This is a genomic window from Dokdonella sp. (assembly GCF_017744955.1).
Classification (GTDB): domain Bacteria; phylum Pseudomonadota; class Gammaproteobacteria; order Xanthomonadales; family Rhodanobacteraceae; genus Dokdonella_A.
In genome coordinates this window covers 365,415-391,596 of the sequence record NZ_JAGIAG010000003.1, presented here as the reverse complement: position 1 = coordinate 391,596, position 26,182 = coordinate 365,415, and the positions used below count along the sequence as shown (strand labels likewise).

25 protein-coding genes are annotated in these 26,182 nt (G+C 70.2%); 12 read left to right on the top strand and 13 right to left on the bottom strand.

Translation table 11 applies throughout. The features are described from left to right. The first annotated feature begins 153 nt into the window (after window positions 1–153). From J7520_RS09845 to J7520_RS09825, 5 genes are all read left to right on the top strand, one after another. Window positions 154–1,101: an FAD:protein FMN transferase gene (locus J7520_RS09845; RefSeq protein WP_291187797.1), complete on the top strand. Its 948-nt coding sequence runs from the start codon at window positions 154–156 to the stop codon at window positions 1,099–1,101. Next, window positions 1,098–2,786, top strand: coding sequence for a sulfite reductase flavoprotein subunit alpha (locus J7520_RS09840; protein ID WP_291187425.1), 1,689 nt, complete (start codon window positions 1,098–1,100; stop codon window positions 2,784–2,786). Before J7520_RS09845 ends, J7520_RS09840 begins: the two co-directional genes overlap by 4 nt. 392 nt (window positions 2,787–3,178) lie before the next feature. Continuing rightward, complete coding sequence (locus J7520_RS09835; RefSeq protein ID WP_291187422.1) at window positions 3,179–5,545, top strand: TonB-dependent receptor; 2,367 nt, start codon at window positions 3,179–3,181, stop codon at window positions 5,543–5,545. 71 nt (window positions 5,546–5,616) lie between these two features. Continuing rightward, a complete protein-coding gene (locus J7520_RS09830; RefSeq protein ID WP_291187420.1) occupies window positions 5,617–6,303 on the top strand; it encodes a Fe2+-dependent dioxygenase in 687 nt (228 codons plus the stop codon). Then, on the top strand, window positions 6,296–7,048 hold the full coding sequence (locus J7520_RS09825; RefSeq protein WP_291187417.1) for a tetratricopeptide repeat protein: 753 nt from the start codon (window positions 6,296–6,298) through the stop codon (window positions 7,046–7,048). The genes J7520_RS09830 and J7520_RS09825 overlap by 8 nt, the downstream gene beginning before the upstream one ends. A gap of 10 nt (window positions 7,049–7,058) precedes the next feature. On the opposite strand, the gene J7520_RS09820 is transcribed toward J7520_RS09825, so the two are convergent. From J7520_RS09820 to J7520_RS09795, 6 genes are all read right to left on the bottom strand, one after another. Continuing rightward, window positions 7,059–7,481, bottom strand: a complete 423-nt coding sequence (locus J7520_RS09820; protein WP_291187415.1) for an MAPEG family protein — start codon at window positions 7,479–7,481, stop codon at window positions 7,059–7,061. Window positions 7,482–7,579: 98 nt separating this feature from the next. Next, window positions 7,580–8,164 (bottom strand): HutD family protein, encoded by a 585-nt coding sequence (locus J7520_RS09815; RefSeq protein WP_291187413.1) that lies wholly within the window; start codon window positions 8,162–8,164, stop codon window positions 7,580–7,582. Continuing rightward, complete coding sequence (locus tag J7520_RS09810) at window positions 8,164–8,688, bottom strand: GNAT family N-acetyltransferase (RefSeq protein ID WP_291187411.1); 525 nt, start codon at window positions 8,686–8,688, stop codon at window positions 8,164–8,166. Before J7520_RS09810 ends, J7520_RS09815 begins: the two co-directional genes overlap by 1 nt. Before the next feature lie 19 nt (window positions 8,689–8,707). Next, window positions 8,708–9,169 (bottom strand): SET domain-containing protein, encoded by a 462-nt coding sequence (locus J7520_RS09805; protein WP_291187409.1) that lies wholly within the window; start codon window positions 9,167–9,169, stop codon window positions 8,708–8,710. 86 nt (window positions 9,170–9,255) lie between these two features. Beyond that, a complete protein-coding gene (locus J7520_RS09800; RefSeq protein WP_291187407.1) occupies window positions 9,256–9,567 on the bottom strand; it encodes a helix-hairpin-helix domain-containing protein in 312 nt (103 codons plus the stop codon). A gap of 160 nt (window positions 9,568–9,727) precedes the next feature. Next, window positions 9,728–10,201, bottom strand: a complete 474-nt coding sequence (locus J7520_RS09795; protein ID WP_291187405.1) for an Lrp/AsnC family transcriptional regulator — start codon at window positions 10,199–10,201, stop codon at window positions 9,728–9,730. A 118-nt stretch (window positions 10,202–10,319) separates the two neighbouring features. Here J7520_RS09795 and J7520_RS09790 point away from each other — a divergent pair, with 118 nt between their 5' ends. The 5 genes from J7520_RS09790 to J7520_RS09770 all read left to right on the top strand — a co-directional run bounded on the left by J7520_RS09790 (window position 10,320) and on the right by J7520_RS09770 (window position 15,738). After that, a complete protein-coding gene (locus J7520_RS09790) occupies window positions 10,320–11,276 on the top strand; it encodes a pyridoxal-phosphate dependent enzyme (protein WP_291187403.1) in 957 nt (318 codons plus the stop codon). Between the two features lie 39 nt (window positions 11,277–11,315). Then, a complete protein-coding gene (locus tag J7520_RS09785; RefSeq protein WP_291187401.1) occupies window positions 11,316–11,951 on the top strand; it encodes a glutathione S-transferase family protein in 636 nt (211 codons plus the stop codon). 183 nt (window positions 11,952–12,134) lie between these two features. After that, a complete protein-coding gene (locus tag J7520_RS09780) occupies window positions 12,135–13,616 on the top strand; it encodes a M20 family metallopeptidase (protein ID WP_291187398.1) in 1,482 nt (493 codons plus the stop codon). Between the two features lie 301 nt (window positions 13,617–13,917). Next, window positions 13,918–14,355, top strand: coding sequence for a GNAT family N-acetyltransferase (locus J7520_RS09775; RefSeq protein ID WP_291187396.1), 438 nt, complete (start codon window positions 13,918–13,920; stop codon window positions 14,353–14,355). Window positions 14,356–14,421: 66 nt separating this feature from the next. Further along, on the top strand, window positions 14,422–15,738 hold the full coding sequence (locus J7520_RS09770; protein ID WP_291187394.1) for a hypothetical protein: 1,317 nt from the start codon (window positions 14,422–14,424) through the stop codon (window positions 15,736–15,738). 78 nt (window positions 15,739–15,816) lie between these two features. Here J7520_RS09770 and J7520_RS09765 read toward each other — a convergent pair whose 3' ends face one another. The 3 genes from J7520_RS09765 to J7520_RS09755 are packed head-to-tail and all read right to left on the bottom strand — an operon-like array spanning window position 15,817 to window position 18,621. After that, window positions 15,817–16,473, bottom strand: coding sequence for a response regulator transcription factor (locus J7520_RS09765; RefSeq protein ID WP_291187392.1), 657 nt, complete (start codon window positions 16,471–16,473; stop codon window positions 15,817–15,819). Further along, entirely contained in the window at window positions 16,470–17,918 is a 1,449-nt protein-coding gene (locus J7520_RS09760) for a sensor histidine kinase (RefSeq protein ID WP_291187389.1), read from the bottom strand. Before J7520_RS09760 ends, J7520_RS09765 begins: the two co-directional genes overlap by 4 nt. A 16-nt stretch (window positions 17,919–17,934) precedes the next feature. Then, a complete protein-coding gene (locus J7520_RS09755) occupies window positions 17,935–18,621 on the bottom strand; it encodes a ribonuclease T2 (protein ID WP_291187387.1) in 687 nt (228 codons plus the stop codon). A gap of 114 nt (window positions 18,622–18,735) precedes the next feature. Here J7520_RS09755 and J7520_RS09750 point away from each other — a divergent pair, with 114 nt between their 5' ends. Both J7520_RS09750 and J7520_RS09745 read left to right on the top strand, forming a co-directional pair. Further along, window positions 18,736–19,257 (top strand): SET domain-containing protein-lysine N-methyltransferase, encoded by a 522-nt coding sequence (locus tag J7520_RS09750; protein WP_291187385.1) that lies wholly within the window; start codon window positions 18,736–18,738, stop codon window positions 19,255–19,257. A 174-nt stretch (window positions 19,258–19,431) separates the two neighbouring features. Then, the gene (locus J7520_RS09745; RefSeq protein WP_291187383.1) at window positions 19,432–19,950 is read left to right on the top strand and encodes a tetratricopeptide repeat protein; all 519 of its coding nucleotides are present in this window, start codon (window positions 19,432–19,434) and stop codon (window positions 19,948–19,950) included. Window positions 19,951–20,013: 63 nt separating this feature from the next. Here the strand turns inward: J7520_RS09745 and J7520_RS09740 are convergent, their stop codons facing one another. The 4 genes from J7520_RS09740 to rlmM form a co-directional block, all read right to left on the bottom strand. Further along, on the bottom strand, window positions 20,014–21,075 hold the full coding sequence (locus J7520_RS09740) for a M35 family metallo-endopeptidase (protein ID WP_291187381.1): 1,062 nt from the start codon (window positions 21,073–21,075) through the stop codon (window positions 20,014–20,016). Between the two features lie 199 nt (window positions 21,076–21,274). Continuing rightward, window positions 21,275–23,878: a glycosyltransferase gene (locus J7520_RS09735; RefSeq protein WP_291187379.1), complete on the bottom strand. Its 2,604-nt coding sequence runs from the start codon at window positions 23,876–23,878 to the stop codon at window positions 21,275–21,277. Between the two features lie 100 nt (window positions 23,879–23,978). Next, a complete protein-coding gene (locus J7520_RS09730; protein ID WP_291187377.1) occupies window positions 23,979–24,671 on the bottom strand; it encodes a VTT domain-containing protein in 693 nt (230 codons plus the stop codon). 256 nt (window positions 24,672–24,927) lie between these two features. Continuing rightward, on the bottom strand, window positions 24,928–25,998 hold the full coding sequence (rlmM, locus tag J7520_RS09725; RefSeq protein ID WP_291187376.1) for a 23S rRNA (cytidine(2498)-2'-O)-methyltransferase RlmM: 1,071 nt from the start codon (window positions 25,996–25,998) through the stop codon (window positions 24,928–24,930). Between the last annotated feature and the right edge of the window lie 184 nt (window positions 25,999–26,182).

The window sequence follows — 26,182 nt, the reverse complement described above, 5'->3', positions numbered from 1 at the left end:
GGGAAAAGCTTCTGCTCCTATCTGCGCCTCTGCGCCTCTGCGAGAAACGCTTTCTTGTTCACCGTCGCCATTCGCTGGCTGCTGTGCGCGTCGATCCTTCTCGGGCTCGCCGCCTGCGCCTCGCCGCAGCCGACGACGCTGCACGGCCGCACGATGGGCACGACCTGGACGGTCAAGCTGGTGGTGCCGAAGGGCGCGGACGTCGCCGATCTCGAACGCGGCATCCAGGCCGAGGTCGACCGCGTCGTCGCGCAGATGAGCACGTACGAGAAGGATTCCGACCTCAGCCGCTACAACCGCGCGCCGGCCGGTACCTGGCAGGCACTGCCGCCGGAATTCTTCGCCGTGCTCGACTATGCGCTCGCATTGGCGCACGACACCGGCGGCGCCTACGACCCGACCGTCGGCCCGCTGGTGAATCTGTGGGGCTTCGGTCCCGGCACGCACGAACACAAGGTGCCTGCACAGGCGGACATCGACGCGGCGCGCGCTCGCATCGGCTGGCAGCGCATCCGGCTCGATCGCGAGCAGCGCCGCGCCCTGCAACCGGGCGACGTCTACGTCGACCTGTCCTCGATCGCGAAGGGCTTCGGCACCGACCAGATTGCGCGCTTCCTCGATCGCCGCGGCGTCGAGAACTACCTGGTCGACATCAGCGGGGAGCTGCGCGCGCACGGCGCGCGGCCGGACGGTTCGCCCTGGCAAGTGGCGATCGAGAAACCCGGCGCCGCGGCCGGCGAAGTCGAACGCGCGGATCAGGTGCAGCGCGTGCTGGCGCTGCAGAACCGCTCGATCGCGACGTCCGGCGATTACCGCCACGTATTCGAGGACGCCGGTCGCAGCTATTCGCACCACATCGATCCGCGCACCGGCTGGCCGGTCGAGCATCGCATCGCCTCGGTGACGACGGTCGCCGCCGACTGCATGCAGGCCGACGCGATGGGCACGACGATCATGGTGCTCGGCCCGGAAGCCGGTCTCGCCTTCGCCGAGCGTCGCGGCATGGCCGTGCTGATCCTGCTGCACGAGGGCGGCGGCTTTGTCGAGCGCATGACGCCGGCGTTCGCCGCGCTGCTGGCCGCAGCGGCGCCGGGCGAATGACGCGCGATTCCTCCACGGCGCGCGATTCCTCCGCGAGCGAATGGCGCGGCGCGATCGTGCCGCTGGCGGTGATCGGCGTAATCGCGTTCGCGCTCTTGCAGCTGCACGGCGGCTGGCCGGCATGGAGTCGTCCGGGCGGCATGCGCGTCGCGACGGCCGTGCTTATGCTGCTCGCCTACGCCGGCTTCTGCGCGACGATCTGGCGTCTGCGCCGCGCGGGCGATGCCGCGACGCAGGCGCCGGGCGAGGAGGCCGACGCCGCGCTGCTGGTCGCCTACGCCAGCCAGACCGGCTACGCCGAGCAGCTGGCTCGGCAGACCGTCGATTCGCTGCGCGCGGCCGGTGTCGCCGTGCGCCTGTCTTCGCTGGGCCAGCTCGACGCGGCCGCGCTCGCGCGCGCCTCGAGCGCGCTGTTCGTCGTCAGTACGACCGGCGAAGGCAATGCGCCCGACGGCGTCGCCACGTTCGTGCGCGACGTGCTCGACCAGCCGCTCGAACTGCCCGCGCTTCGCTACGGCGTGCTCGCGCTCGGCGATCGCGAATACCGCAATTTCTGCGCGTTCGGCCGCCGCCTCGACGCCTGGCTGCGCGGCTGCGGCGCGCAGCCGCTGTTCGACCGCGTGGAGGTCGACGACGGCGACGACGGCGCCTTGCGCCACTGGCAGCACGAGATCGGCGTCGTCACCGGACGCACCGATCTGCCGGACTGGCAGGCGCCTCGCTACGAGCAGTGGCATCTGGTCGACCGGCGCCTGCTCAACCCCGGCAGCGTCGGCGGCGGCTGCTTCCATCTGGTGTTGCAGCCGCCGCGCGGAGCGACGGCGATGTGGCGCGCCGGCGACATCGCCGAGATCGGCCCGCGCCAGGCGCCGGACGACGTCGCCGCCTGGTTGCGCGCCGCCGGCGTCGATGGTGCGGCGTCGGTCGAGGGCGAACGAGGGCGCGAGACGCTGGGCGACCGGCTCGCACGCAGCGGCTTGCCGGACGTCGCGGCCTGCCTCGGGCAGGAGGCCGCGTCGATTGCCGCGCAACTGGTGCCGCTGCCGCATCGCGAATACTCGATCGCCTCGCTGCCGGCCGACGGCGCGATCCATCTGCTGGTGCGCCAGTTCCGCCGCCCGGACGGCCGCCTCGGCCTCGGCGCCGGTTGGCTGACCGAACACGCGCGCGTCGGCGAGGCGATCGCGCTGCGCATCCGCGCCAACGCGAACTTCCACGCGCCGGACCCGGCACGGCCGCTGATCCTGATCGGCAACGGCACCGGCATCGCCGGCCTGCGCGCGCTGCTGAAGGAACGCGTCGCCGCCGGCGCGCGGCGCAACTGGCTGTTGTTCGGCGAGCGGCAGGCCGCGCACGATTTCCACTACCGCGAGGACATCGACGCCTGGATGTCGCAGGGCTGGATCGAACGACTCGATCTCGCGTTCTCGCGCGACATCGAACAGGTTCCGCACGACAGCGCCGGTGCTACGCGGCCCGCTCATCAAAAGATCTACGTGCAGCACCGGCTCGCAGCGGCCGGCGAGCGCGTGCGCGAATGGGTCGGCGAGGGCGCCGCCATCTACGTCTGCGGCAGCCTCGACGGCATGGCGCCCGCCGTCGACGCGGTGCTTCGCGAAACGCTCGGCCGCGAGGCCGTGCAGGAGCTGCTCGCGCAAGGCCGGTATCGGCGCGACGTCTATTGAGCGGCGTTCCGGCGAGCGCTGCGAGCAGCTTGCGCGGGTGCGGTACAGCGGTCGACCGGTCGGGAAGAGTCCGAGCGACGCAATCGTCGTCCTGCCGCGAACGCGGTTGTCCGGTGATGCCGCAGTAAGACCATCCGCATCCCGCAGGTCATCCGCTCCGGCATCGGCCGGCGCAGTTCGGCATCGCCGAAGTGACGCGTTGTCGAAGAGATCGCCGCGGCCGCCGCGCGCAGCCGGTTGAATCGCAAGGAAGGCGAGACGAACCGGCCCGACGGCACGGCTCCGATCGTCATCTTTTGTTGCGAATCATTCTCATTTTCAGTAAATTTCTCGTTCTTCGCCCGACGCGAATGCCGGGCACCGCGTATTTCATCGTCTCAAGGGAACCCTCGATGTCCAGCAGTCCGTACATCACGGCGCGCGCACTGCGCCCGAAGCACGTCGTCCTCACCGCGCTCGGCATGGCATTCGCCTCCGGCGCGGCGCCCGTACTGGCCGAGGAAGCGGCGCCGGCCGACGCGGGCAGTCCCGATCCGGTGGATCGCAAGGCGGAGGAGCTGGAAACGGTCAAGGTGCAGGGGCAGGGCGTCAAGAACGCCTCCTCGCCGAAGTTCACCGCGCCGCTGCTCGACACGCCGCGCTCGGTCACGGTGGTGCCGCAGGCGCTGATCAACGACATGGGCGCGACCGATCTGATCGACGCGCTGCGCGTGGTGCCGGGCATCACCTTCGGCGCCGGCGAAGGCGGCAATCCGCAGGGCGATCGTCCGTACCTGCGCGGCTACGACTCGCAGAACTCGATGTTCGTCGACGGCGTGCGCGACGTCGGCGCGCAGACGCGCGAGACGTTCAACATCCAGCAGATCGAAGTCGTCAAAGGTCCCGATTCGGTCTACAGCGGCCGCTCCAACGGCGGCGGCAGCATCAACCTGGTCAGCAAGAACGCGGTGGCCGGCAACTTCACCAACCTGACCGCCGAACTCGGCAGCGCCGACCACAAGCGCGCGACGATCGACAGCAACTGGATGCTCGGCGACAACGCCGCCTTGCGCGTGAACCTGATGGGGCAGGATTCCGACGTCGCCGGCCGCGACGAGCTGTTCAAGCGCCGCTTCGGCTTCGCGCCGTCGGTCACGTTCGGACTCAACTCGCCGACCTCGGCGACGATCAGCTTCTATCACCTCAACACGACCGAGCTGCCGGACGCCGGCACGCCGTACCACTTCGGCTTCAGCAACGTGCCGGCCGGCGTGCGCACCGTGGGTCCCGACGACGGCGGCAACCGCGACAACTTCTACGGCCTGGTCGACCGCGACTTCCGCAAGACCGACACCAACATCGGCACGCTGCAGCTGCGCCACGAGTTCTCCGACTCGTGGGTATTGCGCAACACGACGCGCTACGGCCGCTCGCAGCAGGACTACATCCTGAGCCAGCCGGACGACAGCCAGGGCAACGTCGCCAAGGGCATGGTCTGGCGCCGCGCCAACACGCGCGCCGGCAACACGGTCACGGCGGTCAACCAGACCGACCTCTCCGGCGTGTTCGACCTCGGCGGTATGCGCAACGACTTCAACGTCGGCCTCGAGTTCGCCAACGAGAAGTCCACGCGCGACAGCTACGTCGTACCGGCGATCAACGCCGCCAACGCCTGCCGCCTCGGCGTCGGCGCGGCGTCCTACTACTACTGCACCAGCCTGTACCGCCCCAATCCGCGCGATCCGTGGGTGCCGGGCACGCTCGGCCCGAACGACAGCTTCGTGCCCGGCGCGATCACCCGCGCGAACGCGCCGATCCGCACCACCTCCAACACGCAGGCGCTGTACGCCTTCGACACGATCCGCTTCAGCGACCAGTGGCTGCTCAATCTCGGCGTGCGCTACGACCGCTTCTCGACCAAGGCGCCGCTGACCTTCTGCCCGGGCCAGGTCAACCAGGCCTGCCCGAACGGCTACACCGGCGAGCGCATCACCGCGCAGCACCGCAGCGAGGCCAACGAGTGGACCTGGCAGACCGGTCTGGTGTGGAAGCCGGTCGAGCAGGGCAGCGTGTACTTCTCCTACTCGACCGCGGTCACGCCGCCGGGCAGCTTCCTCGGCGAGGGCAGCGACGGCAATCCGATCAGCGTGCTCGACCTGAAGCCCGAGAAAAGCCGCAACCTCGAGCTCGGCGTGAAATGGGAGCTGCTCGACCGCCGCTTCACCGTCAACGCCGACGTGTTCGAAACGCGCAAGACCGACGCGCGCCAGCTCGGCCCCGACGGCTGGTACGCCAACATCGGCGAGACGCGCGTGCGCGGCGCCGAGATCTCGGTGTCCGGCAACATCGCCGATGGCTGGAGCGTGTTCGGCGGCTACGCCTACATGAAGAGCGAGCTGGTCGACGGCGGCTTCGTCGCCGGCAAGCCGAACCCGGTCAACGGCACCCAGCTGGCGAACACGCCGAAGAACAGCTTCAGCCTGTGGACGACCTGGCAGATCGTGCCGTCCTTCAGCGTCGGCGGCGGTGCGTTCTACGTCGACGACGTGGTCGGCTCGTATCGCGTCAACGCCGCGGACAACCGCCTGACCGAGTACGGCGTGCCGTCGTACTGGCGCTTCGACGCGATGGCGAACTGGACCTACAGCGAGAGCCTGAGCTTCCGCCTGAACCTGCAGAACCTCGGCGACAAGACCTACTACACCAAGGCCTATCCCGCGCACTTCGCGGTGATGGCGCCGGGGCGTTCGGCAGTCCTGTCGGCCTCGCTGAAGTTCTGATCGACCGGCGGGCCGCTTCGACGAAGCGGCCCGCCCGGTTTCCCTCGTCGCCGCCGCCATCGAGGAACGCCGTGCTGCTGCACATCGAAAACGTACTCAGCGCCGAACAGGTCGCGCATTGCCGGCAACGCCTGGAGCGCGCCGCCTGGGCCGACGGCCGCATCACCGCCGGCCATCAATCCGCCCGCGCCAAGCACAACGAGCAACTGCCGGAATCCGATCCGCTCGCGCAGAAGCTCGGCGCGCTGGTGCTCGAGGCGCTCGGCCGTCATCCGACCTTCTTCGCCGGCGCCCTGCCGCGGCGCATCTATCCGCCGCTGTTCAACCGCTACGCCGGCGGACAGTCGTTCGGCTTCCACGTCGACAACGCGATCCGCTACGACCGCACGCGCGGCGAAGCGCAGCCGGTGCGCACCGACCTGTCCGCCACGCTGTTCCTCAGCGCGCCGGAGGAGTACGACGGCGGCGAACTGGTGATCGAGGACAGCTACGGCGAGCACGGCGTCAAGCTGCCGGCCGGCGATCTCGTGCTGTATCCGGGCACCAGCCTGCATCGCGTCGAGCCGGTCACGCGCGGCGCGCGCGTCGCGTCGTTCTTCTGGATCCAGAGTTTCGTGCGCTCGGAAACGCAGCGGCGCACCTTGTTCGAACTCGACCTGGCGATCCAGCAACTCACGCGGAAACTTCCGGACGCAGCCGAGCTGGTCGCGCTGACCGGCGTGTACCACAACCTCCTGCGCGAGTGGTCGGATGTCTGAGGCGGCGGACGGCGCCGCGCTGGATCGCGACGCGTTCCTCGCCGCGCTGCGGGAGGACCCCGTGCCCGCGCTGGCGCGCGTGCGCGACGCGGCGCGCGCGGGCGACGTGCAGGCGCAGATGCTCTACGCGCAGATGCTGTGCGAAGGCCGCGGCGTGCCGCGCGACGCGGTCGAGGGCCTGCACTGGCACACGCTGGCGGCGAACTCCGGTCATGCGCTGGCGATGAACATGGTCGGGCGCTGCCACGAACTCGGCCAGGGCACGCCGGCGAACGCCGAACTCGCCGCGGCGTGGTATCGCAAGGCAGCCGCCAGCGGCTCGCTCTGGGGCATGTACAACTTCGCCAATCTGCTCGCGACCGGCCGCGGCGTCGCGCGCGACCAGGCGCAGGCGTTCGCGCTGTACCGGCGCGCCGCCGAGCAGGGGCACGCGAAGTCGATGAACCTGGTCGGCCGCTACTACGAGGAAGGCTGGGAAGTCGAACGCGACGCGGCGTCGGCACTGGACTGGTATCGCAGGTCGGCCGAGGCGGGCGACTTCCGCGGCCAGGCCAGCTACGCGGCGATCCTGACCCAGCGCGGCGAGATGGACGAAGCGGCCGCATGGCTGCGCCGCGCCGAGGCGACCGGCACGCTAGCCTTCCTCGAAAAGCTCGGCGCCGAGCTGGCCGAATCGCCGCACGCGCCGCTGCGCGAGATCGGCGCGCGGATGCGCGAACGCGCGCGCGCCGCGCAAGCGGCCTGAACGCGCCCGGCTATCGGGCGAGATCGACCAGCACGCGGCCCCAGAGCACCGCGAGCACCAGGTTGCTGGCGGCGAACACGGCCAGCCGGTGGATCACGTGGTTGTACGACAGGTGGATCAGGCTGTGCAGCACGCGCAGCGCGACGTACGACCACGCCAGCGCGACCGCCGTCGCGTCGACGTGCTGCGTCACGTAGGCGACGAGACCGACGACGTAGAACAGCACCGGCACTTCCAGCAGGTTCATGAAGTTCCGGTTTGGAATGCGGACCGCGGGCGGCACGTTGGCCGACTCGCCGTACTTGAAGTCGTCCGCGGTCACCTGCCTGGCGAGGGCCGCCTTGATGCGCCGGTACGGCATCACCAGCAGGACGCACAGCGTCCAGCCGACCAGGGTCATGCAGGGCAGGAGGATGTCGGTGGGATTGGTCACGGGCTCTCCGTCCAGCTGCGTCCGGGTTCGACTCGATCTCTCCGCGACGCGGCATCGACGGAATCGCCGCGTGTCCTGCGAATCGCGCGTCGCGCGCCTCAGCCCGCCGCGACGAATTTCACCAGCACCAGCTCCCCCGCGCCGTCGAGCGCGACGCGGCCCGCGTCGGGCGCTTCGCGCAGGTCCAGGTGCAGCGACGCACCGGACTCGGCCAGCAGCGTGGCGTCGCCGCGGCGCGCTTCGAGATGACCGGCGAGCACGTGGATCAGCCATTCCTCGCCGGGCTCGGCGAACACCAGCATCGAGCCGGCCAAGGGGCGCGCGACCACTTCGGCGCGCACCGCGTCGCGGCGTGCCATCACGTTGAAGTCGCGCGTCGGGCCGGCGATCAGGCGGCAGTCGACGCGCGCTTCGCCGGCGAAGTGCACGCGCTCGAAGCGCTGCGTCAGGCGGCGCGTCCCGGCGTCGCCGAGGTCGAGTTCGATGCCCTCGCCGTCGAGCAGGATCAGGTCGCGCTCGACGCCGGGGAAGGCGGAGAACGGCCCGTCGCTCTCGATCTCGGCGATGCTGACGCGCCAGCGGAAATCCTCGCCGCCGAGCGGATCGCGGGCGAGTTCAGTGGTCCAGCCGCCGTCGTTCTTCCAGCGCACGCGGCGGCTTTCGCTGGCGTCGATCAGGCGCATCAGGATTCGATTTCGGGCGGGTGGTAGAGGTAGACCAGGGTGGCGCTGCCGAGGAAGTCGATGGTCGTCGCCTGGCGCGCGCCGAGGCGCCGCGCGACGCGCTCGGAAGCGCTGTTCTCGATGCGGATCAGGCTGACCACGCGCAAGGCGCGCACTTCGGCGAAGGCGAAGTCCAGCGCCGCGCGCGCCGCCTCGGTGGCGTAGCCGCGATGCTGATGCTCCGGCATCAGCATCCAGCCCAGCTCGAGGTCGGGCCAGCCCTCCGGATGATGCAGGCCGACGCGGCCGACGAATTCGCCGCTGTCCTTCAGCTCGACCGCCCACATGCCGTAGCCGCGCAAGGCCCAATGGCCGAGCAGCATCGCCATCGAGCGCCAGGCGTTCATGCGGTCGAGCGGATGGCCGTCGCCGACGAAGCGCGTGCTGGCGGGGTCGCCGAGCATCGAGGCGTAGGCCTCGAAATGGCGGTTGCCGAACGCGGTCAGGCGCAGGCGTTCGGTTTCGAGCGTGGGAATTTCGATCATGGCTGAAGCAGGTTCGTGCTCAGGCGAGCAGCGCGGCGAGCGCCCGGGTCGAGGCGCGCAGGCTCTCGCTCCAGGTGTAGCCGACGATGCGTTCGCCGCTGACGGCGTCACGGAAGTCCTCTTCCTGGCCGGGCGCGAGCAGATGACGGTAGTCGACGGTGATTTCGGTGCCGGGCGCGAGATCCGCGGCGGCGAACACGAAGCCGAGATGCCACAGCGCGGTCGGCGCGAAGGCGTGGTTGATGTAGCACTCGTCCGGCCATTCCGGCGTGATCGTGTAGCGGTCCTCGAACCAGCGCACGGTGGCCGGCAGCAGGTCGGCGGCATCGGGGCGGGCGAGGATTTCCTCGAAGGACTGCACGCCCGGAATCGCGTCCGGCGCGGTGATCACGCGGCCACGCGCGACCGGCTCGTCGAGAAACAAGCCTTTCCCTGCGCCCGTGATCGAAGACGGGCCGATGTGGTAGCGGGGAAGAATCATGCGCGAACCGCCGCTCGGCGGGCCGCGAGTCTAGCACGCACGATCGGGACGACCGACTCTGCGGCGGGTTGTCGCAGGCGCCGCCGCTATGGCGACGCGGCGGGGCGGGTGCCGGGGGCGCCGGCGGGCAAGTCGTCGTCGGGGTCGATCACCACCACCGTGTCGCGATTGGCGGCGATCGTCTTCGCGCCGATGCCCTTGACCTTGGCCAGGTCCTCGATGCGGCGGAACGGCCCGTGCGCGTTGCGATAGGCGACGATCGCTTCGGCCTTGACCAGGCCCACGCCGCTCATCGCCTCGGCCAGCATCTTCGCGTCGGCGCGGTTCAGGTCGACCTGGGCCGAGGCGAGCGCAGGCAGCACGAGCAGGAGCAAGGTCAGCAACAACGGCTTCAGCATGGAGGCGGGGCGGATGCAGGGCAGAGGCGCGGTCGCGCGAACGGCGGAAGTCTAGGCGCGCGGTCGACGCGGCGGCAGCGACACATGTCGCATAAGCACGTAGGAGCACGGCTCGTTCTCGTGTAGGAAATTTCCTACACGCGCCGATCCGGCGGTCGCTTCAGAGCGAGTCGATCGGCACCGCCAGCCCGCGCTTGAGCGTGCCGAGCGAGACGCGCGTGCGGTAGCGACGCACGTTGGCGTTCTCGGACAGGAGCTTCTGCATCAGCGCCTCGTAGGTCTCGACGTCGCGCGCGCTGACGACCAGCACGAAGTCCTCTTCGCCCGTCACGTACCAGGCCTGCTGGATCGCCGGCTCGGCCGCGATCCAGCGCTTCAGGCCGGCCAGCAGCTCGCTGCGTTCGCGCTCGACTTCGAGGTCGACGATCATCGTCAGCGGCCGCCCGACACGCTGCGGATCGACGATCGCGACCTCGCCGGTGATCACGCCGTCCTCGCGCAGGCGCGCGAGGCGGCGCTGCACGGCCGAGGCCGACAGGCCGATCTCGGCGCCGATGGTTTCGGCCGGCAGGCGCGCGTCGCGCTGGAGCAGGGCGAGGATTCTTCGGTCGAGGGAATCGAGCGGCGCCGGCATCGTGCGTGGAGAGGCGGATTCGCGCGGGAAAGCCGCGTCGGAAAGGCGCGGAACGCGGCCGGGCCGCGCGGCCGGACTCTAGCATGGGCGAGGTGTTCCACTACTCCCGGACTCGGCCATGGACGAACTCCTCGATCTCGCGCGGCTGCGCGCCGCCGCCGAACGCATCGATCCGCGGTTCCTGCGCACACCGGTCGCGACCGATGCGGCGCTCGACGACGCGCTCGGCTGCGAAGCGCTGCTGAAGATCGAAACGGCGAACCCGATCGGCTCGTTCAAGGGCCGCGGCGCGGACTGGTTCGTCGCCACCGCCCTGCGCGCCGGCGAAGCGGTGGTGTGCGCCTCGGCCGGCAATTTCGGCCAGGGACTCGCCCATGCCTGCGCCCGGCGCGGTCACGCCTGCACGGTGTTCGTCGGGCACGGCGCGAATCCGCTCAAGGTCGAGGCGCTGCTGCGCTTCGGCGCCGAGGTGCGCGTGGCGGGCGAGGACTTCGACGCTGCCAAGCAGGCGGCGCGCGCGTACGCGCAAGAGCAGAGCCTGCGCTTCGTCGAGGACGGATTGGAACCGGCGATCTCCGAAGGCGCCGGCACGATCGGCCTCGAACTCGCCGACGAGCACGTCTTCGACGCGATCGCGCTGCCGCTCGGCAACGGCGCCTTGCTCGCCGGCGTCGGCAGCGTGCTGCGCCGGCTGCGGCCGAACGTCGAGATCGTCGCCGTCGTCGCGCAGCACGCGCCGGCGATGAAGCACTCGCTCGAAGCCGGCCGCGCGATCCAGACCGAGCGCGCCGACACGATCGCCGACGGCATCGCCGTGCGCGTGCCGATCGCCTCCACGCTCAGCCTGCTGCGCCGCTGCTGCGATCGCGTCGTGGCCGTCTCCGAAGCGCAGTTGTTCGAGGCGATGCGGCGACTGCATCGCCACCTCGGCCAGATCGCCGAGCCGGCCGGCGCGGCCGGGCTCGCTGCGGTGCTGGCCGATGCCGCGCACTACGCCGGACGCCGCGTCGCGACCGTGGTCTGCGGCGCCAACGTCGCGGCCGCGCTGCACCGGCGCCTGCTGCAGGACGACTGATTTCCCCGGCTTCTTCCGCGACCTCCAGGAGATTCGACGATGAAACTGCTGTACCAGACGCATTCCCCGTACGCGCGCAAGGTGCTGGTCGCCGCGCACGAGATCGGGCTCGCCGAGCGGCTCGAGGTGATCCATCACGAGACCAGTCCGCTGCTGCGCAACGAGACGGTGTTCGCGCTCAATCCGCTCGGCAAGGTGCCGGTGCTGATCGTGGACGAGGCGTTCGTGCTGTTCGACTCCGGCGTGATCGTCGACTACCTCGACGGTCTGCACGAAGGTCCGCGCCTGATCCCGGCGCAGGCGCCGCGGCGCTGGCGCGCGCTGCGCCTGCAGGCGATCGCACTCGGCATCGCCGACGCCGGCATCGAGGTGCGCTGGGAGAGCGAGCGCCGGCCCGCCGAGCTGCGCTGGCCGGCGCTGCGCGACGGCCACCTGCGCAAGATCGCCGCCGCCTGCGACTTCCTCGAGCGCGCGTTCGCCGCCGAAGAGGCCGATGCCGCGCACGCCCCCGACATCGGCGAGATCGCCGTGGCGACCGCGCTGAGCTGGATCGAATTCCGCGAGGTGTACGCGTTCCGCTCGGATCGCCCGCGGCTGGCCGCCTGGTACGACCGCTTCGCCGAGCGGCCGTCGATGCGGGCGACGACATTGTCGGGAGCGACGCAGGACGGCTAGCGGTTGCGGAAATCCCCACGGCGATGAAGGCGATTTCGCGACGGCGCCGACGAACGGCGACGTCGCTGTTCCCGGCACCCCGCGTCACGCTCCGCCGACGCGGGAAACGCCTCGATCCGCTACGATGCACGGCTTGCACCGCCTTGCCCGACGGGCACGGCTTTTCTGTCGAAAGGTGAACTCATGGATTCCAACGCACTCAGCAGCTTCGTCGGCGGCCTGTGGGACGGCGAGATCGTTCCGCAGCTGACCGAATACATCAAGATTCCGAACAAGTCGCCGATGTTCGACGCCGACTGGGCCAAGCACGGCTACATGGATCAGGCCGTCGCGCTGATGGAATCCTGGGCCAGGGCACAGTCGATTCCGGGCATGCAGGTCGAGGTCGTGCGCCTGCCGAACCGCACGCCGCTCATCTTCATTGAGATCCCCGGCCAGGGCGAGGACACCGTGCTGCTGTACGGCCATCTCGACAAGCAGCCGGAGATGACCGGCTGGTCCGCGCATCTCGGCCCGTGGAAGCCGGTGCTCGAGGGCGACAAGCTGTACGGCCGCGGCGGTGCCGACGACGGCTACGCGATCTTCGGCTCGCTCGCCGCGATCCTCGCGTTGCAGGCGCAGGGCATTCCGCACGCGCGCTGCGTGGTCATGATCGAGGCCTGCGAGGAATCGGGCAGCTACGACCTGCCGTACTACGTCGACCATCTCGCCGCGCGTATCGGCAAGCCGTCGCTGATCGTCTGCCTCGATTCGGGCTGCGGCAACTACGAGCAGCTTTGGCTCACGACCAGCCTGCGCGGCCTGACCGGCGGCAACCTCAGCGTGCAGGTGCTGGAGGAAGGCGTGCATTCGGGCGACGCCTCCGGCGTGGTCGCGTCGAGCTTCCGCATCCTGCGCCGCATCCTGTCGCGGCTGGAGGACGAGGTCAGCGGCAAGATCCTGCCGCAGGAGCTGCACGTGGAGATTCCGGCGCAGCGCGTGGCGCAGGCCAAGCGCACGGCCGAGATCCTCGGCGATGCGGTCTATTCGAAGTTCCCGCTGGTCGACGGCATGCAGCCGATGAACGCGGATCTCGCCGAGCTGGTGCTCAACCGCACCTGGCGGCCGGCGCTGTCGGTGACCGGCGTCGGCGGCCTGCCGTCGCTGGATTCGGCCGGCAACGTGCTGCGTCCGTACACCGCCGTGAAGCTCTCCCTGCGCGTGCCGCCGACGCTGGACGCCAAGCAGGGCGGCGAGTTCCTCAAGCGCCTGCTCGAAAGCGATCCGCCGTACGGCGCCAAGGTCACCTTCGACCTGGAAAAGGCCGGCAGCGGCTGGGAAGCGCCGGCGCTGGCGCCGTGGCTGGAGGCATCGGTCGACGCCGCCTCGCAGCGCTACTTCGGCGCGCCGGTCGCCTACAACGGCGAGGGCGGCTCGATTCCGTTCATGGGCATGCTCGGCGAGAAGTTCCCCGGCGCGCAGTTCCTGATCACCGGCGTGCTCGGGCCGCACTCGAACGCGCACGGTCCGAACGAGTTCCTGCACATCCCGACCGGCAAGCGCATGTCGATGTGCGTGGCGCAGGTGGTCGCCGACCACTACGTCGCCAGCGGCAAGGGGCTGACCAGCGGCGTGGCGGCTTCGCACGCGCACACGGTCAAGGGCGGCGACGGCTGCTGCGACTGATCGCTCGATGTTCCCCCTCTCCCGCTTGCGGGAGAGGGTCGGGGTGAGGGCGCTTTTTGCGCAGCGCCGCACGAGATCCCCTCATCCGCGCCTGCGGCGCGGCTGCGCTATCCCTGCTTCGCATCCGTTCGCGCATCCTGCGCTCGCCCTCAGCCGCTCTAGCGGCTTCGACCTCTCCCGCCAGCGGGAGAGGTGACGGCCGGCTTCGGACGATAGGACTCGTCTCGGCCGAGCCACTTCCGCGCCTCGCCTCGCGCCGATTCCCGCGCTAGCCTGCCTCGCAATCCGAGGAGGGCAGGCGATGACGACGATCCGCAACGCGCGCAACTACGACGCGCAAATTTTGGCCGAGCTGTGCGGCCAGCTCGGGTATCCCGCCACGCGCCAGCAGATCGTCGCGCGGCTCGCCGCGATCGAGGCCGATCCGGCCGCTCGCGTGTTCGTCGCCGAGGATGCGGAAGGCCGCGTCGTCGGCTGGCTGCACGTCGCGCAGCAGGCGCACCTGGTCGACGACGAGGTCGCGGAAGTCCTCGGCCTGGTCGTCGCCGAATCGACGCGCGGACACGGCGTCGGCGCCGAGTTGCTGCGCGCCGCGGAAACCTGGGCGCACGAACGCGGCGCGGCGCATCTGCGCGTGCGCAGCCGCATCGAGCGCGAGCGCGCGCACCGCTTCTACGAGCGCGCCGGCTATCAGAGGCGCAAGACCCAGCACGTGTTCGCCAAGTCGTTCGACGGCTAGGGCGTGATGCTTTTTCGCCCGTTTTCACGTTATGAGAAGACGACTTCCTCCTGAAGGACCCGCGTCATGTCGTCGATCGGAATCGTCTTCGCGCTGGCCGGCGCACTCGCGACGGCGGCGGGTGCTTCCTGGGAGCCGGCATGGAGCGGGCCCTGGCGCTACGACACCGAACCGCGCGGCGTCACGCCGATGGACGTTCGCGTCGGCGCGGACGGGCGCGTGTTCGCCTTGTTCGAGCTCGCGCACGACGGCGAGTCGCATACCGCGCTCGCGCGCTTCGACGAAGGCGGCGCGTTCGTCTGGCTGCGCGAGCGCGAAGGCTTCGAAGGGCGCGGCATGCAGGTGCTGCCCGACGGCGACGTGGCGGTGGTCGACGCGTTCGGGCCGGTGGTGCGCGTGCGCGTGTACGGCGGCGACGACGGTACCGTCGTCTGGGAAGACCAGTTCCAGGCCGGGCGGATTGCGGCCGGATCGCGTCAGATCGTGCTCGGCGGCGACGGCGTCCTGCTGATTCCCGCGGTCGACGGCAACGACGTCGTCGTCGCGCGCTACACGCCGCGCGGCGAACGGCTGCCGGACTGGCGCTGGTCGCCGGGTATCGAGGATCTGCTGGCCGAGGACATCGTGGCCGCCGCGGACGGCGGCGCCGTCGTCGGCGTGGCGGGCGACATGCTGACCGGAGGCTTCCTGGTCGTGCGCTTCGACGCCGACGGACAGGTCGTTTTCCACGACCGCGAACGCGGCGGCCTCGGCGGCGGTACGTTCAACCGCCGGCTGTTCCTCGCGATCGACGGCGCCGGCGACGTGCTGGCGCAAGGCGCGCTGCAGAACTCGCGCGGCGACATGCAGGCGCAGGTATGGAAGATCGCGGCCGACGGCGCGCGGTTGTGGACGCGCGTGCTCGTCGATCCGATCGACGAGCGCTTCACCACCGAAGCCGTCGGCCTCGTGCTCGACGCGAACGGCGATCCGGTCCTGGCGCAGCAGGCCGGGCTCGACGAGCGCTTCCGGCTGCTGCGCCTGGATTCGGCAAGCGGAGCCCTCGTGCAGAACGAAGTGGCGCAGAGCGGCGGCGTGACGCGCACCCTCACCCGCGCGCCGAACGGCCGCGTGCTGGTCGGCGGCACGTACTACATCGACTTCCAGGGCCACGTCGGCGCGCGTATGGCCGAATTCGATGCGGACCTGCGTCCGTGCCGATCCGTCGACCTCGGCACGCAGTACTTCTCCACCGTCTTCGACGGCGGCGCGCAAGGCTGGACCGGCGCCGGCGGGACGTTGTTCGGGCAAACCAGCAACGACGCGCACGCGATGCGCTACGACGCCGACGGCGCCTGCGATCGCGTCGACGCGATCTTCGCCGACGGTTTCGAGGACGGCTGAATCGCGCCGGGCGCTCCGTCCGATCGCCGTTTCTTATTGCATTGCGGTCCGGCGGGACTGCCCGCCGGCGCGGCCGGACTACTGCGCGCGCTGCTTCAGGCCGCTCTTCCAGGCGTACACCGCCGCCTGCGTGCGGTCGCTGACGTCGAGCTTGCCGAGCACGTTGCTGACGTGCGTCTTGACGGTCTTCTCGCCGATGCCGAGGCGGTCGGCGATGTGCTGGTTGCTGAGGCCTTCGGCCATCAGCGTCAGCACTTCGCGCTCGCGCTGGCTGAGCGATTCGAGCACCTCGCTGCCGGGCTCCGAGCCGCGCCGCAGCGCGTCCATCAGCTTGGCGGCGACGCGCGGGTGCAGTACGGCCTCGCCGCGCGCGGCCTTGCGCAGGGTATCGGCGAGCGCGTCGGCGTCGACGTCCTTGAGCAGGCAGGACAGCGCGCCGGCCTGCACCGCGGCGACGATCTGCTGCGCGTCCTCGAACGAGGTCAGCAGCACGACCTGGGTCTGCGGGCTGGCGGCGCGGATCGTGCGCGTCGCCTCGATGCCGCCGCCGGGCATGACCAGGTCGACCAGCGCGACGTCGGGGTGCTGCTGCGAGCACAGCGTCGCCGCAGTGGCGGCGTCGTCGGCCTCGCCGACCAGGGACAGGTCGGGGTAGGTCTCCAGGAAGGCGCGGATGCCCTGGCGCACCAGGATGTGGTCATCGGCGATGACGACGCGGATCGGCTGACTGTTCATGGTTCGGGATTGTCCGCCACGACGAAGCCGACGGCAATGCGGGTGCCGTTGCCGGGGGCGCTGTCGAGCCGGAAGCGGCCCTGCGGCAGCGCTTCGGCGCGCTCGCGCATGTTGTTCAGGCCCATGCCGGCGGCGCGCGCGTGGTCGCTGCCGCGGCCGTCGTCGCTCACCGTCAGCGACCAGCGCTCGCCCTCGCGGCGCAGCGCGATCGCCACGCGCGTCGCGCCGGCGTGGCGCAGCACGTTGGCCAGCGCCTCGTCGACGATGCGCAGCAGCGATTCCTCCTGCCGCGGCGCCAGCGCCGGCATGTCTTCCAGTTCGAAGGAGGGCACGATGCCGCTGCTGTGCGACCAGTCGATCGCGCGCGCGCGCAGGCGCTCGGCGAGCGGCAGTTCGGCGGCGTCGCTGCGCAGTTCGTCGAGGATCTGGCCGAGTTCCTGCTGGATCTGCTGGGTCAGCTTCTGCGCCAGCTCCAGCCGCTCGGCGCCGGGCGCGTCGGCGAGCAGGCGCCGCGCCGTCGCCAGCTGCAGGTTCAGCGCGAACGCCTTCTGCTTGACCGTGTCGTGCAGGTCGCGCGCGAGGCGCTGGCGTTCGGCCAGCGTGGCGAGCTGCGCGCGCGAGCGCAACAGGCGCCGCAGGTCGAGCGCCATGCTGTCGAGAAGCGCGGAGACGCGGCCGATCTCGTCGCGCGAGGGATCGTCGATGCGCTCGGAGAAATCGCCGCGGCTCCAGGCGGTGGCCGCGCCGGCGATGCGGTTCAGCCGGCGCGTGACCCAGGCGGCCAGGAAGATCGAGGACAGCACGCCGAACACGATCAGGAACGCGAGCACGGTCGGCGACTCGTAGCTGCTGTCGAGCAGCAGGCGCCGCCACGGCAGCGGCAGGCGCAGTTCGACGAACAGCAGGCCGAGCAGCCGACCGTCGGCGTCGCGCACCGGCGCGAGCGAGCGGCGGATTTTGTACGGACTGTCGTCGCCGGCGAGGTCGAGCGCGGCGTGCTCGCTCCGCGCGGTGCGGGCGATTTCCTCCGCGCTCGGCAGCTCCGGCTTCCAGTGCGGATCGTCGATCGAGCGCGCGATCACCTGGCCGTCCGGCGCGAGCAGGGCGGCGGCGAGCGGCTGATCGGCCAGCTCCAGCAGCACGTAGGATTCATCCGGCGTGAGGCCGCCGCGCGGCTGCTGCAGGCGCAAGGTCCAGTCCTGCGTCCACACCTGCAGCGGTTCGGTGTTGGCGCCGGCGAGGCCGTGCCAGCGCGTCGCCAGCTCGGCCGCGCCACGTTCGTTGGCGGTGCGCAGGCTGCCGTCGGCGACGCCGCGCATGAAGCTGTGGAATTCGACGATCAGGATCGTCGATTCGACCAGGATCAGCGTCGGCAGCGACAGCAGCAGATAGAACAGCGCCAGCTTGAAGACCAGGCCGTAGCGCTGCCGTCTGCTCGAGCTCATCGCGGTGCGCGTCGCGCTACTGCACCGCCGGGATCTCGAACGGCGTGCTCGCCGAACAGGCGTTGCGCATGCGCTTGCCGCAGCGGCGCGGATGGGTGTCCTTGTCGAGGCAGACGCGCACCTCGACCAGCTGGCCCTTGCTGCAGTGCAGGCTCATCATGTCGTCGCCGAGGGTCGGATTCGCGCGCTTCAGCGCGGCGCGCAGCTGGTCGCCGTTCATCTGCAGGCTCCGGCGCGGCGCCTTCAGCTCCGTCGGCATCTGCAGCGCGGCGAAGGCGCGGTCGGCGGTTTCGAAGTACTTCTGCGCGCCGAGGCCGGTGCAGGCGCCGTGCTTGCGCCATTCGTGATTGATCAGGCGCCGGCTCGGCATGAAGGCCAGCGTCTCGGCGACGGTCTTGCGATCCGGGCCGCTCTCGCGCGTGTCGCACAGCTCCGGTCCGCCGCCGTTCTCGTACTGCGGCCACAGGCCGTGCAGGATGAAGCCGTAGCCTTTCTCGCCGCACTGCTCCTGTTCGCCTTCGCCGCGCGTCTGGCAGAAGGTCGGCGACCAGGACAGCGCCATCACGTAGTAGTCGTACGGGCCGGCGGCCTCGGAGCGCTGGCCGCCGCCGTCGTCGTGCGAACGCTTGCGCGCCTGCGCGGCGTCGGAGAAGCCGAAGGCGAACACGACGAGACAGGCGAACAGGCAGCGCGGCAGCGACATGGCACACTCGGCGGGTCAGGGCGGCGATTCCGCCCGCGAAAGCTAGCAGATGCCGATGCGCGCGTCGCGCCCGCTCGCTATGATGCGCGACCTCGTATCGATCCGCTGCTGTCCATGCCCAAACGCATCGCTGCCCGCCGCTCGCCGATCCACGGCAACGGCGTCTTCGCCCTCCTCGACATCCCGGCCAAGACCGAGCTGATCGAATACCGCGGCAAGCGCCTGACGCACGCGCAGGCCGACCGCCTGTACGCCAATACCAGCGACACGGGCCACACCTTCCTGTTCACGCTGAACGACAAGTACGTCATCGACGCCAACAGCGAAGGCAACATCGCGCGCTGGATCAACCACAGCTGCAAGCCGAACTGCCGCGCGCTGATCGAGGAGGACGAGGGCGGCGACGCGCGCAAGGATCGCGTGCTGATCGAGACGCTGCGCCCGCTGCGCGCCGGCGAGGAGCTGACCTACGACTACGGCATCGTGCTCGAAGAGCGCCTGACGCCGCGCCTGAAGGCGATCTGGGCCTGCCGCTGCGGCGCGCCGCGTTGCCTCGGCACGATGCTCAAGCCCAAGCGCAAGCCCGCCGCGGCCAAGCGCAAGGCGCCGGCACCGGCGCGCGCACGCAAAGCCTGATCCTCCGCTCGAAGAATCTTCCGCCGGCCTCGCCACAGCGATGCCGGCGATCGCCGTTCGTGCGCGCATCGGCCGCGAACGCGGCGGCACGCCGGAAACGTCGCGCCGCCGCCGCGTGACGGCGGCTGTGGCGAACGGATAAGCTCGACCGACTCACATCGGGAGGGAAGGGCCATGAAGATTCGTGTCGCGCTGGTTTCCACGTTGCTGTTCACGGCGGGCATCGCAGTGGGCTACGCCGCGCAGAAGCTCGATCCGTCGCTGTACAGCGGCAAGTCGAAGGAAGAAGCCGCGCGTTCCCTGATCGAGGCCGCGCGCGTGCAGGCGGGCGACGGCAGCTGGGAGCGCATCGCGATCGGCCGGCTGCACTACCTCGGCGGCGCCAAGGCGGAAGGCCAGGCGGTGTTCGACGACGTCCTGTCGAAGAAGCACGAGGCGAGCGACGAGTACCGCATCGGGCGCGTGTACTGCGAGGCCGGCGAGTGGAGCAAGGCGAAGCCGCTGTTCGACCGCTACGTCCGCGAGAATCCGAAGGACGAGAAGGAACTGGCGGCGATCGGAGCCTACTACCTGCTGAACGGCGACCGCGCCACGGCCGAGAGCCTGTTCGACCGCTCGTTCAAGATCGCGCCGGAAGTGTGGGCGACCGTGGCGGCGGCCGGCGCCTATCTCGGCGTCAAGCCGCAGGAATGACGCCAGAGCGGTAGCGGAAGAGCCGGAGGCCGCACGGCGGCCTCCGGCGAAGCGAAGCGTCGCTCAGTTGCGCGCCGGATTGTTCTCGGCGAAATACTCGTGGTTGTCGGCGTTGTCGACCGCCCTGGTCGGGTTGCTGACCGCCAGGTTGTGCGCGGCCGTCTGTCCGTAGGCCCAGTCGTCGGTGCCGGCGACGACGTTGAAATGGCTGGTCTCGTGGATCAGCGTGCCGGCGCGCGAATCGGTACCGGTGTTCGGCGCCGACCAGAACGCGCCGCACAGGTACACCTTGTACGGCTGGGTCGGGTACACGTAGGCGTAGGTGCCGCTGTCCGTGCACGAGCAGTTGAAGGTGTAGGGCTGCGACGACAGCGCGCTGGCGATGTTGGTGAAGTGCGAGCGCACCGTCGAGTAGCGCGAACTGGTGTAGCTGCCGAACCACCAGGTGTAGCGCGAGCCGGTGGTGCCGGCGGTCAGGTAGGCCTTGGAATTGTTGGCGTAGGTCACCGAGGAGTTGCGCGCGGTGGCCAGCTGCGACTGGCGCGTGTTGTTGCAGCTGACGAAGCTGTTGGTCGCGGCCAGCGGCGAGGGGCCGAGCGCGTCGATCGACATGTCCAGCGGTTCCGGCGCCGCGTCGACGTAGACGTCGGCGGTGCCGCGCGCGAGATCGAACGCCGCCACGCCGGCGGCGACGCCGCCCTTGGTCGCGAGCGAGGCTTCGCGCACCACGGCGCTGGCGTCGCGCGCGTAGCTGACTTCGAACTGGCCGCCGCTGCGCATGTCGTAGTAGGCGCTCAGATCGACTTCGGCGCTGATGCGTTCGCCGGGCTTCAGCTCGATGTAGTCCTCGGCGCGCGGCTCGACGCGCTTGTACATCGGGCCGGTGTAGGCGACTTCCTCGCCGTCGCGCGTCACGCGGAACAGGTCCGTGGTGACGCCGTCGACCGGCGTCTGCCAGCGCAGCACGTGGATCGTGGTGGCGCCGTTGTTGGCGAGCTGGTAGTCGATCTTGCCGCTGCCGGGGTCCTTGGTCGTGGCGTCGAGGGCGACCTCGATGCCGGCCGCGAACACGTTCGTGGCGCCGAGCAGTCCTGTCGCGAGCAAAGCAAACCAACGCTGGTTCATGCCATCCTCCTCATGCAGGAATCGCCTCCCCCGAGGCGAGCGGCGCGAAGACGCCGCGCGCCGATGCTATGCCTGCGTGCGCGGAGCGAATGGGGTCGGGTTCACAGCCCGGAGCGGCGTCGACGGAGGAAAGCCGCCACCCGCGCGGATGTGGGGCGGTCGACGGCGAGGAGGCTTTCGACGACGGCGGGTGGCGCGGTCAGCCGACCGCGTCGCCCGACCTGTGCGCGACCCAGGCGCCGATCAGCGCCGAGGCGTACGGAATCGCCTGCGCCGAGAGGATCGCGATCCACAGCTTGCCCTCGACGTAGTTGATGCCGATCGAGTTCACCATGCCGAAGACGCAGGCGACGATCGCCAGGAACAGCAGCAGTTCCTCGCTGACCGAGGTGAACGGATTCGGCTTCTTGCCGATGCGCCGGCTCTTGGCGGTGCGGATGAACTCGCCCTTCTTGCGCCAGAGTCCTTCGTAGATGCCGCGCGCGATCGCGTGGCTGAGGCCCATACTGGCGACCGAGGCGGCGATCGTGTCCTTCCACGAGCACGGCACGCGCACGCGGTAGAGGACGATGCCGAACGCGGCCTTGAACAGGAAGAAGCCGATCAGCGGCACCAGGAACAGATACATCGGCAAGGTGAAGTATTTCGGCGCCAGCACCATGCCGAGCGTCCACAGCATCGCCATCAGCGTGAAGGCGAGATGCAGCGCGTCGCCGAACCAGGAGAACCAGCCGGTGAGGAAGTGGAAGCGCTGGCCGCGCGTCAGCGTCGAGGTCTTGGACACCATCCAGTCCCAGCGCGCCTTCATGATCTGCATCGCGCCGAAGGCCCAGCGGTAGCGCTGCGACTTGTACGCCTTGAAGTCGGCCGGCGTCAGGCCCTTGCCCATCAGCTCGTCGACGTAGACCAGCTCGTAGCCGGCCTTCATCAGGCGCAGGCCGAGCTCGGCGTCCTCGCAGATCGTCCACTCCGACCACTTGCCGGTGTTCGCCAGCACGTCCTTGCGCACCATCGTCATGGTGCCGTGCTGGATGATCGCGTTGCGCTCGTTGCGGTGGTGCATGCCGATGCGGAAGAAGCCGTCGTATTCCCAGTTGGTCATGCGGCGGAATTCGTTGTGCTCCCACTCGCGATGCGCCTGCGGGCATTGCACGACGGCGACCTTCGGGTCGACGAAGTAGCCGGTCAACGCGCGCAGCCAGTCGCGGCGCACTTCGTAGTCGGCGTCGACCACGGCGACCACCTCGGCACGCGGGTCGGTCACTTCCAGGCCGTAGTTGAGCGCGCCGGCCTTGAAGCCCGGCCAGGGTTCGAGGTGGTAGAAGCGGAACTTCGACCCGAGCTTTTCGCAGTGGGCCTCGACCGGCTTCCAGATCTCCGGGTTCTTGGTGTTGTTGTCGAGGACGATGACCTCGTAGTTCTCGTAGTCGAGCGCGGCCAGCGAGTCGAGCGTCAGGATCACCATTTCCGGCGGCTCGTTGTAGCAGGCCAGGTGGATCGAGACGAACGGCTGCGCGTCGCCGGGCTTGGGCGTCAGCGGCTTGAACTCGCGCAGCCAGCGCGGCCGCCACAGCACTTCGGTGAACTCGAAGCCGTTGATCAGCAGGATCAGGATGATCGCAAACTGCGCCGGGAACAGCAGCACCAGCATCGCCCAGTCGAACGGGCTGAGATAGAAGTCGTAGGGCAGAGTCGCCATCCACACCAGGATCGAGGCCGACAGCTGCACCAGCACCAGGAAGAACGCCAGGCCCAGCGCGCGGAAGCGGATGAAGTGCCGCGCGAACCAGAACATCGGCAGCAGCGCGAGCAGCGAGGCGAGGCCGGCCTTCCACGGCCAGTTCGGGTCCTCGATGACGGTGCCGGTCAGCGAGAACTTCGGCTGCCGGTTGGCGTTGAACATGCCCCAGTAGGCCTCGGCGCGGCCGCCGAGCTGTTCCTTCCACGGCTGGTCGATCGCCTCCATCACGTAGTACTCGATCTTCTCGCGCGCGGCGACGTTGAACCAGTCGCGCAGGAAGTGCGCCTCGTCGGCCAGCGACGGCTGCGCGTACTCCTTGCGGTCGCCGTTCGAGGGCCAGCCGATCTCGCCGATGATGATCGGCTTGCCCGGCGACACCTGGTCGACGATCTGCCGCAGCGAGGCGAGCTGGCCGAGCACGAAGCCGACGGCGTCCTTGCGCGGCACGCGCTCCCAGTACGGCAGGATGTGCACGGTGACGAAATCGACGTGGCGGATCAGGTCCGGATTGCGCTGCCAGCTGTCCAGCGGCTCGGCGGTCGAGACCGGAATGCGCAGCTGCGCGCGCGCGCGGTCGATGTAGGTGATCAGCTCGCGCACCGGCAGGTCGCCGCGCAGGACCACCTCGTTGCCGACGATCGCGCGGTCGACGTTGGCGTTCTTGCGCGCCAGCGCGATCAGCGCGGCCAGTTCACGTTCGTTGCGCTCGGAGCGGCCTTCGATCCACGCGCCGGCCATCACGCGCACGCCGTAGAAGTTGGCCAGGCGCGGGATGGTCGGATTCTCCAGCGAGGAATACGTGCGCAGCCGCTTGGAATATTGCGAGAGCATGCGGATGTCGCCGTCCAGCTCGCTCTCGCTCGGGAACAGCTGCTTGGTCGGATCCTGGTAGCGCTGCGACGGATTGAAGGCGAAGCCGTGGATCTCGCCGCGCCAGTCGGCGATCTGCACCGGGCGGTTGAGGAACGCCCACAGGCCGACGTTCGCCGCCGCGACCAGCAGGGTCAGCGCCAGCGCGCGCCAGAACGACTTGCGGACCACGGGCGACGGGACAGGACTCAACGGCACCTCGGACGGCTGCGGTCAGGTGCCGCGGCAACGCGGCAGGATAACGGAACGGCTCGCCGACGCTCAATCTGGACGGCGCGAAGCGGAAACGGCGTCAGCGCGGCCGGCGCAGCCAGCCGAGCGCGACCGGCGCCAGCGCCAGCAGGGCCGTGCCGAGCGCCGGCCACAGCACCTGCGGGTGTGCCAGCAGGCTGAGCGAGACGGTGCCTTCGCGCGCCAGGGTCTCGACCAGGCCGGCGCCGAGCGCGCTCTGCAGCGCGTTCATCACGGCGGCGCCGAACACGCTGGCGCCGAGGAACAGCCACAGCGGGCAGCGCAGCCAGGCCAGCGCGACCGTGACCGCGCCGAACGGGAACAGCGGCACCAGGCGCAGGAACAGCGTGTAGCTCAGCGGATGCGCCCGGTAGCCGGCACGCAGCTTGGCCGCCAGCTCCGGCTCGGTGCCCTCGCCGTGGTCGAACGCCGAGCGGCTGGCGAAGAACAGGATCGACGCGCCGAGCACGGTGCCGGTGGTCGACAGCACGGTGCCGACCGCCGCGCCGAACAGCATGCCGCCGGCGAACACCAGCACGATCGCGCCGGGCAGGCCGGTGGCGACCGCCGCCGCCATCGCGCCGATCTGCGCCAGCGCGGCCAGCCACGGATGCTCGGCGATGACCCCGCGCCAGTGCGCGTGCTCGCGCGCGAGGCGGACCGGATCGAAGCGGTCGAGCAGGCCGGAGGCGAACGCGGCGACGCCCAGCGCGACGAGGATCAGCAGCGGAACGAAGGCGCGCAGGCGTTTCATCGGATGGAAATCGGTTGCCGGCTGGAAATCGGTTGAGTGACGCGGTGAGTCAGCCGTTCCCCCTCTCCCGCTTGCGAGAGAGGGCCGGGGTGAGGGAACCGGAGCGCGACGCCCCGACTCCGCTCGAGCGCCGCGGCACGGCCTCTCAGGCGAGACCGGACGCCCGACAGCCGGCGCTCCGGGGCGATCCATGGGGAATGCGCCAGCATAGCGACTGCGCCCGCGCCTCGGAAGCGTCGCCGCGCTGCGTTCGTCGTCAGACCACGCGCGCGAACACCGTGATCTCTTCGCGATCGTGATAGAGCTGCTTGGCGCGCAGCTCGACGCGCTTGCCGGCATCGTCGAGCGCATTGCGGATCGTCGCGAAGCAGGCCTGCACCTCGTCGTAGCGCTTCTTCATCGGCAGCTTCAGGTTGAAGATCGCGCAGCGGCACCAGCCCTGCGCCAGCCATTCGGCCATGCGCGCGGCGACGCGGCTCGGCTGCTCGACCATGTCGCAGACCATCCAGTCGACCGGCCGCTGCGGCCGGTAGCGGAAGCCGTCCGCGCGCAGGTGATCGACCAGGCCGGAGGCGAGCAGGGCGGCGTCCATCGGTCCGTTGTCGACCGCGGTCACGTGCAGCGAGCGGGCGACCAGCTGCCAGGTCCAGCCGCCCGGCGAGGCGCCCAGATCGACCGCGCGCATGCCCGGTTTCAGCCAGCGCTCGCGCTCGCCGTCGTCGAGCAGGACCAGCAGCGCTTCCTCCAGCTTCAAGGTCGAGCGGCTCGGCGCCGCGCGCGGAAACTTCAGGCGCGGAATGCCGCCCGGCCACGGCGCCGTCCCGGCGACGTCGGCGGCGGCGAGGAAAGCCGCGTCGCCGGCGGTCAGGCATACGTGCAGGCGCCAGCGCGAGGCGCGGTCGATCAGGCGGCGCTGCTTCAGCGCGGCGATCAGCGCGGCGTTGAGGCCGCGGCACAGCGCGGCGAGTTCGCGCGCGGCGTCGCTGTCGGGCGCTTCGACCCAGGCGTCGCACCAGCGCCGCGCGTCGTTCTCGACGATCGGCAGCAGCACGCCGAGCCGGTCGCGCGGCGGCAAGTCGCGCGCGCTCGCCAGCACCTCGAGGATCTGCCGCGCGAACACCAGATTGCGCCAGGAAGCGCCGGCGCCGAGGCGGCGGCGCGCCTCGGCGTCGGTCGCCACGAATTCGACCAGACCGCTGCCGCGCTCCGCGCGCGCGTAGCCGCCGCCGCCCGCCTCGGCGTCCAGCGCGGCGAGCTCCTGCGCGCATTCGCCCTCGAAGCCGGGGCGGCAGTACGCCAGCAGACTGGAAGAGTGGGATGCGGACATCGAGCGGCCCAGGACGGCGCTGCATGATGCCTGCGCAGGCCGCGGATGACGAGCGTAGGCGAGCGGGGGCGCGGATCGGGACGTTCGTGAATGCGCGGCGCGAACGTCGATCGCGTCGGTGTGCACGGCGGGATCCGCCGCCGTCGGCGAACCTGCAAGGGGTCGTCGCCGGCGGCTTCGAGCG